Consider the following 13,492-nt stretch of genomic DNA (forward strand, 5'->3'; position numbering starts at 1 on the left):
ACAGGATACAACCAGGGGGTATAAACACTTCCTGGTCAAACTACGTTAAAAGGAGTGTATACAAAATGGTAAAAATTGATATTATCTCCGGTTTCCTTGGTGCCGGAAAAACAACTCTGATCAAAAAACTTCTGAAAGACGGATTTCAGGGTGAGCAGGTCGTACTGATCGAGAACGAGTTTGGTGAGATCGGTATTGACGGTGGTTTCCTGAAAGAGGCCGGAATCCAGATCCGTGAGATGAATTCCGGATGTATCTGCTGCTCACTGGTTGGAGATTTCGGTACTTCCCTGAAAGAAGTTGTTACCAAATACAACCCGGACAGAATCCTCATCGAGCCATCCGGAGTTGGTAAACTTTCTGACGTTATCAAAGCTGTACAGGGTGTTCAGGATGAGGTTGACATCAAACTGAACAGCTATACAACTGTTGTTGATGCCAAGAAATGCAAGATGTACATGAAGAACTTCGGTGAGTTCTTTGACAATCAGATCCAGTATGCAGGCGCCATCATCATGAGCCGTACAGATATCGCAACTGAGAAGAAAGTTCAGGAGTCCCTGGAGCTTCTTCGCAGCCTGAATAAAGATGCAGCCATCATCACAACTCCGATTGAGAATCTTGACGGAAAGAAACTGGTAGAGGTTATGGAGCATCCGGTATCTCTGGAGCAGGAGATGCTTGAGGAAGAGCATGAGCATCATCACCATCATCATGACGACGAGTGTGGCTGTGGACATGATCACGATCATGAAGAGCATGAGCATCATCACCATGATCATGATGAGGAGTGCGGCTGCGGCCATGATCACGATCACGAGGAGCATCATCATCACGACCATGACGAGGAGTGCGGCTGTGGACACGATCATGATCACGAGGAGCACGAGCATCATCATCACGACCATGACGGCGCGTGTGGCTGCGGCCATGATCATGACCATGAGCACCATCATCACCACGACGGTGAGTGCGGCTGTGGACATGACCATCATCACCATCATGCAGATGAGGTCTTCACAAGCTGGGGCCGTGAGACAATTAAAAAATTCACACGTGAGGGACTTGAGAAGATCCTTGAGGCACTTTCCGAGTCTGACAAATATGGTATCATCCTCCGTGCAAAAGGAATGCTTCCGGCAGAGGACGGAACATGGATCTATTTTGATATGGTTCCGGAAGAAACCGAGATCCGTGAGGGCGCACCGGAATATACAGGCCGTCTGTGCGTGATCGGTTCCAAACTTGACGAGCATGCTCTGGAAGAGCTTTTTGGAATCGCATAAAAACAGAACATAAGAGAAATTTTTCAGATTTTATATTACAGAAAGGAAATGGATACTGTCCGGATTAACGGATAGTATCTTACAGGATAAATTTATGGAAGAGATCAAAGTTCCCATTTATCTGATCACAGGTTTTCTGGAAAGTGGCAAGACCTCTTTCCTGAGCTTTACCCTGCAGCAGGATTATTTTCAGGTTGAGGGAAAAACACTTCTTATCCTCTGCGAAGAAGGAGAAGAGGAGTATGATGAGGAAGCCCTGAAAAAGAGCAACACCGTTGTGGAGGTTATCGACAGCGAGGAAGAACTGACACCGGAGAGACTTGCGGCAATGGATATCCTGCATCAGCCGGAACGTGTGATTATTGAGTACAATGGCATGTGGCTGGTAAGCAAGTTTGAAGAGATGGAAAAACCGGCAGGCTGGGGAGTGGAACAGCACATTACCTGTGTGGATGCCAGCACATTCCAGGTTTATATGGCAAACATGAAGTCCCTTTTTATGGACATGGTCCGCAATGCAGATATGGTTATCTTTAACCGCTGCCAGGAGGACGATCCGCTTCCTTCCTACAGAAGAAGCATCAAGGTAGTTAACCAGCGTGCGGAGATCATCTTTGAGGATGAGGAAGGCGAGCTTGGCGATCTTTTTGAGGATGAGATGCCATTTGACATTGATGCGCCGGTGATCGATATCCTTCCGGAAGATTATGGTATCTGGTTTGTGGATTCCATGGATCACCCAGACCGTTATGTGGGAAAAACCGTCCATTTCAAGGCACGTGCCCTGAAACCGCGTGGAATGGGAAGCAAATTCTTTGTTCCAGGAAGAACAGCCATGACATGTTGTGCAGATGATACCACATTCCTGGGATATATCTGCAAAAGCGCTTTTGCCCCGAAGATTGCAGAAGGACAGTGGGTGGAAGTTACCGCGAAGGTTGCTTTTGAGAAGAGAATGGAATATCAGGGAGAGGGTATTGTACTTTATGCAGAGCATGTGGAAGTGTGCGAGCCTCTTGCTGATGAGATGGTATATTTCAACTAACTGAGGAGTTTTTATGTATTTAATTGCAGGTTTGGGAAATCCGGGAAAGCAGTATGAGGCTACCCGCCATAACATGGGATTTGACACCATCGACTGCCTTGTGGAGAAGCATAATATCCCACAGGGCGGCGTAAAATTTAATGCCATGTATGGAAAAAGCATCATCGGCGGTGAAAAAGCCATTCTGATGAAACCGCTTTCCTATATGAATTTAAGCGGCGGTCCGATTCAGGAGATGTCCAGCTATTTCAAGATCGATCCGGAGACAGAGCTGATCGTGATCTACGATGATATCGATCTGGAACCGGGACAGCTTCGTATCCGCAAAAAAGGCAGTGCAGGCGGACATAACGGGATCAAGGATATTATCCGTCGTCTTGGAACTGAGAAGTTTATCCGTATCCGTGTTGGTGTTGGTGCGAAACCGAAAGACTGGGATCTGGCAGATTTTGTGCTGGGTCATTTTTCGGACAGCGACCGCAAGCTTGTGGACGAGGGAATCAACGATGCGGCGGAAGCCGTGGAAATGATCCTGTCCGAGGGCGTGGATGCGGCGATGAATAAGTATAACAGGAAAAAGCCTAAGAATTGAGGTTTGTATGGAAGCATTTTTGCAGCCTCTGCAGGGCCTTGCAGAGTTTGAAGAAATAAAAAAGCGCTGTGGCGCAAACCGCGGAATTCTTAATGTTTCCGGATGTATGGAGTCCCAGAAAGTCCATCTGATGTATGGACTTTCCGGGCTTTTTCCATGTCATCTGATCCTTGCGGATGATGAACGTAACGCAAAGGAAATTTATGAGGATTACCGCTTCTATGACAAAAATGTATATTTTTATCCGGCAAAAGATCTTCTGTTTTTTCAGGCAGACATTCATGGAAATCTTCTGATCCGGCAGCGGATGCGTGTGATCCGGGCACTTCTGGAGCAGGAAGAAGTGACGGTGGTTACCAGCATAGACGGATGCATGGATTTTTTGATGCCTCTGGAAAAGATCAAAAGCAGCCTTCTTCATTTTAAAAGTGACAGTGTGATCGATCTGGATCAGCTGAAAGCAGATCTGGTGGATCTGGGATATGAGCGGGTTGGCCAGGTGGAGCTTCCGGGACAGTTTTCCGTGCGGGGAGGGATCATTGATATCTATCCGCTGACGGAGGAGAATCCATGGCGTATTGAACTCTGGGATGATGAGATCGATTCCATCCGGAGTTTTGATGCAGAAAGCCAGAGATCTCTGGAAAATATAGATGAGATCACCATTTATCCGGCTACAGAAAAGATGGACTGCGAGGATATGGTATCTTTCCTGGATTATTTTCCGGAAGAAAAAACACTGCTGTTTCTGGATGAGCTGAACCATCTGGCAGAAAACGGCGAAGGTGTGGAGGAAGAGTACCGTCAGAGCCGCATGCACAGGGAGGAAAAAGGCGAGGCAAATCTTCCGGAACAGTGGCTCTGTGGTTTTCAGGAAGTGCAGAAGAAACTGAACAGACGGAACTGTGTGGCTGTGTCCGCACTTTCTCCGAGACGTTCTGGCTGGAAGATCAATGAGGAATTTGATCTCACAGTGAAATCTGTGGATTCTTACAACAGCAGTTTTGAACTTCTGGTAAAAGATCTTCTCCAGTATAAAAGTCAGGGTTATCGGATCGCCTTGCTTTCCGGTTCCAGGACAAGGGCAGAGCGCCTGGCAAAAGATCTCTCAGAGGAAGGCCTGAATGCTTTTTACAGCCAGGATACAGACCGTATCATAAGCCACGGGGAGATCATGGTTGTTTATGGTCATGCGCGCCGTGGTTTTCAGTATCCGCTGATCAAATTTGCGGTGATGACAGAAACGGATATTTTCGGCAAAGAGCAGAAGAAGCGCAAAAAAAAGAAAAAGTACAGCGGAAACCGTATCCAGGATTTTGCGGAGCTTTCCATTGGGGATCTGGTTGTCCACGAAAAACACGGACTTGGAATTTATCGTGGAATTGAAAAAGTGGAAGTGGACCGAGTTGTAAAAGATTACATCAAGATCGAATACCGTGGTGGCAGCAATCTCTACATTCTGGCGACCCAGCTGGATGCTCTGCAGAAATATTCCGGATCTTCCGAAAATGCAAAAACGCCCAAGCTGAACAAACTTGGCGGACAGGAGTGGAACAAGACAAAGAGCCGTGTTAAAGGTGCGGTAAAAAATATCGCAAAAGAGCTGGTGGAGCTTTATGCAGTGCGCCAGGAAAAAGAGGGCTATGTCTGTGGCCCGGATACGGTCTGGCAGAAGGAATTTGAAGAAATGTTTCCTTATGAGGAGACAGAGGATCAGCTGGCAGCCATTGAGGATACCAAGAAGGATATGGAAAGTACCAAGATCATGGATCGACTTGTGTGTGGTGACGTTGGTTACGGGAAGACAGAAGTTGCTTTGAGAGCTGCGTTTAAGGCAGTTCAGGAAAGCCGCCAGGTAGTTTATCTGGTGCCGACTACCATTCTTGCCCAGCAGCATTACAACACCTTTGTGCAGCGTATGAAGGAGTTTCCGGTGAAAGTGGATCTTCTCTGCCGGTTCCGTACTTCTGCCCAGCAGAAAAAGACCATCGAGGGGATTAAAAAAGGTCAGGTGGATATTGTGATCGGTACCCACAGGGTTCTTTCCAAAGATGTGGAATTTAAGAATCTGGGCCTTCTGATCATTGATGAGGAACAGCGTTTCGGTGTCACTCATAAAGAAAAGATCAAGCAGATGAAAAAAGATGTGGATGTGCTGACACTGACTGCAACTCCGATTCCCCGAACTCTTCATATGAGTCTCATTGGTATCCGTGACATGAGTGTTCTGGAAGAGCCGCCTATGGACCGTGTGCCGATCCAGACGTATGTTATGGAATATGATGAGGAGACTGTCCGGGAGGCTATCCGCAGGGAACTTCGACGTGGCGGCCAGGTTTATTATGTATACAATCGGGTTAATGATATTGCGGAGGTAGCTCTTCGCATATCGAAGCTGGTGCCGGAAGCCAGGGTGGATTTTGCCCATGGTCAGATGAGCCAGAGGGAACTGGAGCAGGTGATGTATGATTTTATCAACGGAGATGTGGATGTACTGGTTTCCACTACCATTATTGAGACGGGACTGGATATCTCCAATGTAAATACCATGATCATCCATGATTCCGACCGATATGGTCTTTCTCAGCTGTATCAGCTTCGCGGACGTGTAGGACGTTCTAACCGTACTGCCTATGCGTTTCTGATGTATACGAAGAATAAGATGCTTCAGGAGACAGCGGAAAAGCGACTCAGCGCCATGCGGGAATATTCGGATCTTGGAAGCGGCTTTAAGATCGCCATGAAGGATCTGGAGCTCCGTGGAGCAGGAAATCTTCTTGGAGCTCAGCAGCATGGCCATATGAACGCGGTGGGCTATGACCTTTATTGCAAAATGCTCAGTGAGGCTGTCAAGGAGGCTAAGGGAATCCAGACTATGGATGATTTTGAGACGACCATTGATCTTAATATCGATGCATTTATTCCGGATTCCTACATCAGCAACGAATTTCAGAAACTGGATATTTACAAGCGAATTGCCGGTATTGAGAGTCAGCAGGAGTATGACGATATGCTGGAAGAGCTGATCGACCGTTTTGGTGAGCCGACGAAAGCAGTACTGAATCTTCTTGCCATTGCAAGACTGAAGGCCCTTGCTCATCAGGGATATGTGACGGAGATCAAGCAGCTTGGAAAAGATGTCCGGATCACGCTCTATGAAAAGGCTAAGCTGGATCCCGCAGGTATCCCGGCTATTATGGCGCAGTACCGGAGAGGTTTGCAGTTTAAGGCTGATCATGAGCCGAAATTTATCCTGACACCACAGGGAAGGCTGATCGAAGAGTTGATGAAGTTTGCGGGGGAGTTGGCAAAACTGGCAGAGCCACTGGAGTAAAGGGAAGAATCAGCTAAGCTTAGGGTTATCCACGGGAAAAAACATCCGGTCTGTGGATACCGGATATTTTCCCGGAAAGACTTGTGGATAATTTGTGAAATGTCGTGTAAGTTCGTGAAATTCCTTGCTCTTAAAGGTGAAAACGTTTATAATCAAGTATTATGGAATAAGAGCCGGACCGTGATTCTTATGGACGGATAGATGGAGGATGAAATGAGAAATTCAGTAAAGAAAGCGGCAGTTACTGCTCTTGTCTGCGTTACAGCGGCAGGAATGATGGCAGGCTGCGGAAATAAAAAACTCGATGGTACAAAGATCGCAGTGACAGTCAATAAGCAGGAAATCCCGTTTGGCGTTGTAAGTCTGGCAGCACGTATGCAGCAGGCACAGGCTGAGGCAATGTACAAGATGTATCTTGGCGGCGGAAGCGACATGTCTATCTGGAGTACCAAGATGGGTGATGATTCCGATGAGACTTACGGTGAAAATGCGGTAACAACTTCTGTTGAAACTGTTGAAAAGATGTGTCTGGAGAAAGAACACGCTTCCGAGTATGATGTTGAAATCACAGATGATGAGCAGAAGGCTCTTGAGGAAGCTGCCAAAAACTTTATGGCTGCCAATTCCGATGAGACAATTGCAGAGCTTGCGGTTGATGAAGATATGGTAAAGACTTTCCTCGAGCTTGAAACATACGATGTGAAGATGAAGGATGCCATTGAAGCCAAAGCGGACGTGAAGCTGGATGAGAAAGAATATCAGCAGATGTCTTTCAGCTATGCAAGCGCGAAGGTCAGCGGAGATGATCTTTCTGATGATGATATCAAGACAAATAAAGAGAATCTCCAGAAATTCTTTGACAAGGTTAAAGAAGATCCTACTGCAGACTTCAATACTCTTGGAGATGAGATTTCTAAAGATATGACAGCAACAACCGGTACCTGTCCGACTTATGAGGAAGGCGATGACAGTGCGGCTAACGGAACTACTTATCCGGATGAGGTCCGTACCGCATTAAGAAAACTGGATGAAGGTGCACTGAACGAGGAGATTATCAAGACAGATTCCGTATGGTATGTGGTAAGACTGGATTCCAAGAATGATGAAACAGCAACAGAGAGTAAGAAAGAGTCTCTGACAAATACCAAGAAGGATGATTTTTATAACGATACTACAGATGGATGGAAGAAAAAAGCCGACATCAAAGAAGAGAAAAAACTGATCAAGAAAATTAAGATCACAGATAATCACAGCTTTACAATCCAGACTCCGACACCTACACCGGATCCGAATGTGACAGAGACACCGGCAGCTGAGGACTCCGCAGCAGCAGATTCCACAGCAGTAACCGAAACACCGGCAGCATCTGAGGCCGAAACAGAGGCAACGGAGACACCGGCGGCTGAGGAGAGTGAGACTACGGTTGCAGCAGAGGATGAGACTGCAGAGACAGATACTGAGGCGGAGACTACAGCTACACCTGAGGCAGAGAAATAAAATACGGAATATGACAAGATAAAAGAACGGGAAGTGTACGATTTATAGTACACTTCCCGTTTTGCGTTCATGAGCGGGATGTAATTATCAGATCAGATTCAGATGCTCTAATGCATGATAAATGCCATCTTTATCAACTGCGCTTGTCTGCCAGGTGCAGTCTTTTTCGATGCCCCCATAAGCATTTCCCATGGCGACGCTGATACCGGCTGCTTTCAGCATGGGGAGATCGTTTGGGCTGTCTCCGAATGCATAGCAGTTTTCTTTCGGGATGGAAAAACGATCCAGGAGAAATTCCATTCCGGTTGCCTTGCTGGTGCCTTTCTGGGTTACTTCCCAGATGCCATCTTCATGATCAAAAACAGTATAATGATCGTTACAGAATTTACGGAATTTTTCTACGTCAGAGTCCGGCAGTATATGTGCGAGGAATTTATCATAGGAATATGTGCAGGCGTCCTCACGGTTAAATTTGGTGATGTCAGTCATTGGAATCTCTTTTCGCATTCTGGCTCCGAATTCGGACTGTGCGGGAGAGGCTCCGTCATACAGGATCGCAGTGTTGGATTCGAACATTGCCTCGATCTTACATTTTCGGAGAAGATCTACGGTCTCCTTGCACAGAAGGTTGGGGACTGTACGGAAAAAAAGAAGTTTGTTATCCATGTAAATGTGGGTTCCACAGCCATATACATAGCCATCAAAATGGAGTTCGGAAATTTCTTCCGGCATCATGGCTTTGGTGCGGCCGGTGTTGATGAAGAGAAGATGGCCGTTTTCGTGTGCTTTTTTGAGAGCGAGCTTTGTACTTTCCGGAACTGTGAAAGGATGTGGAGTGAGCAGAGTTCCATCTATGTCGAAGAATAAGATTTTTTTATTGTTCATAAGATCCTCCTTATGGTCAAGCGGATATTCGCAATCCGCTTCGCTATGTAGCTCTACACCAAATAACTGCTCCGCAGTTTATCAGGAGGAGCTTCTTGCACTCCTCCTGATACAAGCAAGTCCCCACCCACTACTTATTGCTTTTCGCAACCCCGCAGGGGACTTACTTGATTTGGTTAAAAAGGTATTTCTTCTGATTCGTTTTCAGCGTTGGAGAGAGAGATGTCAGAAATTTCTTCCGGCGGATTCAGTGCGCTGACACGGATTCCATTGAGCTCTACCTCACTTTCCATTGGGATGACCAGGCATTTCCGTCCGTCAATGATGCGGGTCTCGACCAGGTCTGCACGGTCAGGTGCTACGTGGATCACGACATCCGGAGTTTTAATCTCGAATTTTCTGGTGTTGGTGATGTTGGAAGCTACCAGAGAAGATTTTTCCCCGGCGGCAAGCTCGTATTGTTCGTCAAAATTCTGAAGCTTGTCGTCCTCCACACCGCATTCTTCAAAGAGACGCTTTACTTCGGACTTGGTGAGAACAACTGGTTCCGGTTCGTCTTTTTGGGATTCAATGAGATCGTTGAGCTTTTCGTGGATCTCAAGAACTGTATCGTAGGCACAGTCATCGCCAAGGGTTTCTTCTACCAGAGCATTGAAGGAGTCACGCTGGGTTGCTGCGGACAGTGGTGTGGTGCAGCCGAAGACTTCTTCCATCATGGTGGAACGGAGGTTTTCGGCGTTTTTGGTGTAGTAGAGGAGCCCGTGGATGTCGGTGCTGCGGTCGTTGAACTGCGGGAAAAGGAATCCCCAGTCAGGCATTTCCACCAGCCAGTCACGGATACGGTCTTCGATATTGTTGGTCTCTGCGTTGTAGTGCAGGCCTGCCTTGGAGAGCTTGACCGGGCAGATGCTGCAGAGGATATGGTCGTAGATCTCATCGGAGGCGTCGAACATTTCGGCTCCGTCGGAGGATTTGCCGGGAATATCGTAGACTGCGTGGATGAGGATGATGTAGTAGTTTTCACCATAGTCGTAGTTTTCGATGATTTTGTCGTAGAAGGCTTCGGTGAGGGTGTCGTCGGTGAGTTTGCTTTCACGAAGCTTCATAAGGAAGTTCTGGGTTCCGCCTTCCGCTTCCTGGTCCAGAGGAAATTCCATGTTGATGAGGTTTTTTCCGATGGTGCCGGTGAGGGTTTTTCGGAAGATGTCGAAGTATTTGAAAGTTTCTTCTTCTGATAAGGATAAAAAGGCTTCTTTGAGTTCGGTTTTTTTGTTTTTTTCGCCGTCTACGTAACAGCCGCAGATGCGGGTGATGGAACATCGGTCGGGGGTGAACTGTTTTTTTATTTCTGCGATTTCTTTTTTATTCATGTGTGGTTTACCTCGGTTTTTTGATTAGTTTGATTATAGCACAGGTGTTTGGTGGGGGCAAGGTGACGCAGACGGACGTGTGAGATTTGCAGCAGAAGTCCGGGTGCCGTCGTTTCGCCTGGTCATACTAAGCGTCTGAGGTGTCTCACGGAGCGGCCGGCCCATAACTCGCCATGTACGCTGATGCGTACCTGGTTCAGACAGATGGGCCTTACCCTGCGGCTTGTGGCTGCCGGGTACCTCTCCGTGAGCCACCTCACACGCTAAGTATGAACCAAGGCTCACTCCAAAGCACCTGGACTTCTGCTGCAAATCTCGCACTGTGCTGGATGGCTGGGAGGAAAGGCTGAGATTGTTTGTGGTTTGACGGGAGGTTGAGAGCGTCGGCGCGTTGCTGGACGCCTGGAGGGATGTCGAATTTTTGGGATGGTTTTTTGTGGTGTTGTGATGGGATGTGTGGTATGATTTATGTATCTTATAAGATCTGGCCATTTATTTGGTTTCTTTTGGCTTCAATGTCTGAAGCGTTTTTTCAAAAATATTTATAAAAACTGTATACAGGGTTTCTGCAGTGTTTGTTTGATGGTATAATTATAGATACCAGAAGGAGTATTGTTTGAGTGATAATACGATTTTTGATGATGTTTTTCGTACTATGATGGAGAAGATGACGTTTCTGGTCGTGCCTTTGATCAATGATGTTTTTCATACGTCGTATCCGGCTGATGTGGAGATTGTGCAGTTGCGTAATGAGTATCAGCGGGTGGATGGTGAGATTATTACGGATTCGCGGTTGTTGATCGGAAATAAGATTTATCACATAGAATGTCAGAGTACGGATGACACGACGATGGCTGTACGGATGATTGAGTATGATTTTGCAACTGCTGTTGAATTTGCAAGGAAGCAGGGACGGAGGTATCGGATGGAGTTTCCACGTTCTTGTGTGTTGTATCTGAGAAGTGGTAGCAATACGCCGGATTTTCTGGAAGTGGATGTGGTTTTTCCGGATGGAGAATGTCATTTGTACAGAGTGCCCACGATTAAAGTTGATAATTATACAAAAGATAAGATATTTGAGAAGAGTCTTCTCATGCTGCTTCCTTTTTATATCATGAGATATGAGAAAAGAGGGCATGAGATGAGTGAGGATCCGCAACTTTTTCAGGAATTGCTGAATGAATATGAGGTGATCCGGAGTAAACTGGAAGTGGAGATTACTGAAGCTGGAAGGTCTGAACTGTTCAGTGATCTGATTGGACTGATCACTCGGATATCTGATTATATTTTCAGAAACGAGGAGAAAGTCCGGAAAGGAATAGGTGAGGTTATGGGCGGACATGTTCTGGAACTGGAATCTGAGAAAAGGGCAAGATTGCTTGCGGAAGCTAAAGAACAGGCTGAAGCATTGGGATTAGAACGAGGAATGGCTCAAGGAATGGCTCAAGGAATGGCTCAAGGAATGGCTCAAGGAATGGCCCAAGGAATGACCCAAGGAATGGCCCAGGGTGAGGAGCGTCTTAGTGTTCTGATCAACAGGCTTATCCTTGATGGCCGGGGTGATGAGATTCAGAAGGTTGTTACGGATAAAGAAATGCGTGAAGCCATGTACAGAGAATATCAATTATAAGCAGAAATCATAAAGAGGAAGCCATAGGGATATCGATGTTATCTATGAAGCATTGGTTAATATATGGCTTCCTCTTTGTTTGCAGATTCGGGTCAAGCGGATATTCGCAACCCCGCAGGGGACTTACTTGATTTGGTTAAACTTATAATACAGAATATCCATAGCTGCTGACAATGGCATCGATCTTTTGACGGCTTTTGCACAGTGGGCAGTTATCGGAGCGGTAGGAGTGGTAGTCCGGGATGTCTCTGGCCTGGAAAATAGAGTGGACAGGGAGGGTGGCTACGCTGTCTACGCTGCTGTAGATGGCTGCGACACCGCGAATCTTGCCACCGTAATAGAGAATGCTTTCGATGGCACGGTTCAGTGTGGAACCGGTGGTAATGGAACCGTTGAGGATGAGGATGTTTTTACCATTGATCATCGGCTCATAGTTGTCGCGGAAGATCATCTGTCCGGTGCTGTTGAATTCCGGTGTGATGACGTAAATGGTCTGGTGAGCGTTCATGGAAAGTACACCGGCTTTGGTCAGTTCTTCAGCGAGATAGGCACCGATCACTTCAAGTCCGTCCATGCAGACGATGGTGTCTACCGGAATGGATGCTTCATAATTTGTTGCGAGAGTGGCTGCGATACGTTGCGCTTCAGCGCATCTGGATTTCATGGTGGTGAGGTCCAGATAATGCGTGATATGAGACTGAGAAGTTACGAAATGTCCCGGAATCATTTTCAGCTGAATGCGGCTGTCACTACGTGCATAGATTTTAATCATTTTGTCCTGATCCATAATAAAAACCTCCTGTCATGATCGTGTTTTACGTGGCTGTTCAGGAGTATTGTCCTGAAAGATTGCGAAACAGATTTAGTTAATGTGCATATTATACCATTAACTTCAAAAAAATGGAATAATGTACTGCAAAATATACAAAAAAATATTCTGAAATACTAATAACTTTGTTAAAAAATGCCCGATATTATGAATTTTTTGACAATGAGAATGCAGCGAAGTGGAATGCGAGTGGCTGGTGTTATGTATAAAAAGAGGAGGAGGGGAATCACTGTGGATTCCCCTCCTCCTGTGAAAGTGAGTCATTGTTATCCTTCAATAGATACATATTTGTCAGCTTCGATTTCTTCGGCTGCTTTTTTCGGAACGGAAAGTCTCAGAACACCATTCTCGAATTTAGCATGAACATCTTCGTTCTTTACGCCATTACCAACATAGAAGCTTCTGCTTGTGCTGCCTGCATAACGCTCACGGCGGATATAATTGCCTTTTTTATCTTCCTCATCTTTATCAAGGCCTTTGGCAGCGGAGATAGTAAGATAACCATCTTTCAGCTGTACCTGAACTTCATCTTTCTTAAATCCAGGAAGATCTACATCCAGTTCATAGCCTTTATCAGTCTCACGTACATCAGTTTTCATAATATTTTTGGCATGTTTGCCATAAAGAGGATTCTTGCCGCCAAAGAAGTTATCTCTGAAACCAAAATCATCCATCCAGTCATCAAATAAGTTTTCTCCAAATACACTCGGGAACATCATAAGTCATTTCTCCTTTCAAATTGAAACGCCGTTCCGGCGGATCGGATCAAGGGGATCCAGCTGTTGTCGGTCTTACCATTGCGGTTTATTCCGCTGTGGTGATGTCTTAGTTATCTGGAACATCCGGAAGCTCTTCTTTTTTTCTCTCTTCCTTTGTTCTGTATGTACTATAACACGTATTATTAGCACTGTCAAGCCTTGAGTGCTAATTTTTTGTGAAGAATTTGTGAACGGTAAAATGAAAAAGTAACTTCCACCCTTAGTCATATCAAAGACACGGATTGAACATTCTGCAATGTTATAGA

General features: G+C 46.1%; 10 protein-coding genes. 6 read left to right on the top strand and 4 right to left on the bottom strand.

Annotation, left to right across the window (positions count from 1 at the left end; all coding sequences use genetic code 11):
• Window positions 1–65 precede the first annotated feature (65 nt).
• The 5 genes from GPK81_RS02265 to GPK81_RS02285 all read left to right on the top strand — a co-directional run bounded on the left by GPK81_RS02265 (window position 66) and on the right by GPK81_RS02285 (window position 7,754).
• Window positions 66–1,286, top strand: coding sequence for a CobW family GTP-binding protein (locus GPK81_RS02265; RefSeq protein WP_178004383.1), 1,221 nt, complete (start codon window positions 66–68; stop codon window positions 1,284–1,286).
• Window positions 1,287–1,380: 94 nt separating this feature from the next.
• The gene (locus GPK81_RS02270) at window positions 1,381–2,331 is read left to right on the top strand and encodes a TIGR03943 family putative permease subunit (RefSeq protein WP_118062309.1); all 951 of its coding nucleotides are present in this window, start codon (window positions 1,381–1,383) and stop codon (window positions 2,329–2,331) included.
• 13 nt (window positions 2,332–2,344) lie between these two features.
• Window positions 2,345–2,923, top strand: coding sequence for an aminoacyl-tRNA hydrolase (gene pth / locus GPK81_RS02275; protein ID WP_021977127.1), 579 nt, complete (start codon window positions 2,345–2,347; stop codon window positions 2,921–2,923).
• A gap of 7 nt (window positions 2,924–2,930) precedes the next feature.
• Window positions 2,931–6,257, top strand: coding sequence for a transcription-repair coupling factor (gene mfd / locus GPK81_RS02280; RefSeq protein ID WP_215706465.1), 3,327 nt, complete (start codon window positions 2,931–2,933; stop codon window positions 6,255–6,257).
• 213 nt (window positions 6,258–6,470) lie between these two features.
• Entirely contained in the window at window positions 6,471–7,754 is a 1,284-nt protein-coding gene (locus tag GPK81_RS02285) for a hypothetical protein (RefSeq protein WP_021977129.1), read from the top strand.
• Between the two features lie 87 nt (window positions 7,755–7,841).
• On the opposite strand, the gene GPK81_RS02290 is transcribed toward GPK81_RS02285, so the two are convergent.
• Window positions 7,842–8,639 (bottom strand): HAD family hydrolase, encoded by a 798-nt coding sequence (locus tag GPK81_RS02290; protein WP_215706466.1) that lies wholly within the window; start codon window positions 8,637–8,639, stop codon window positions 7,842–7,844.
• A gap of 176 nt (window positions 8,640–8,815) precedes the next feature.
• Window positions 8,816–10,009 (bottom strand): DUF4317 domain-containing protein, encoded by a 1,194-nt coding sequence (locus tag GPK81_RS02295; protein ID WP_118071349.1) that lies wholly within the window; start codon window positions 10,007–10,009, stop codon window positions 8,816–8,818.
• A 616-nt stretch (window positions 10,010–10,625) separates the two neighbouring features.
• Here GPK81_RS02295 and GPK81_RS02300 point away from each other — a divergent pair.
• Entirely contained in the window at window positions 10,626–11,639 is a 1,014-nt protein-coding gene (locus GPK81_RS02300; RefSeq protein WP_215706467.1) for a hypothetical protein, read from the top strand.
• A 142-nt stretch (window positions 11,640–11,781) separates the two neighbouring features.
• On the opposite strand, the gene GPK81_RS02305 is transcribed toward GPK81_RS02300, so the two are convergent.
• Window positions 11,782–12,426, bottom strand: coding sequence for a phosphoribosyltransferase (locus GPK81_RS02305; protein WP_021977133.1), 645 nt, complete (start codon window positions 12,424–12,426; stop codon window positions 11,782–11,784).
• A gap of 308 nt (window positions 12,427–12,734) precedes the next feature.
• Entirely contained in the window at window positions 12,735–13,187 is a 453-nt protein-coding gene (locus tag GPK81_RS02310) for an Hsp20/alpha crystallin family protein (RefSeq protein WP_021977134.1), read from the bottom strand.
• Window positions 13,188–13,492 lie beyond the last annotated feature (305 nt).

This window comes from Blautia sp. MCC283 (genome assembly GCF_018785565.1).
In the GTDB taxonomy this organism is placed as follows: domain Bacteria; phylum Bacillota; class Clostridia; order Lachnospirales; family Lachnospiraceae; genus Blautia_A.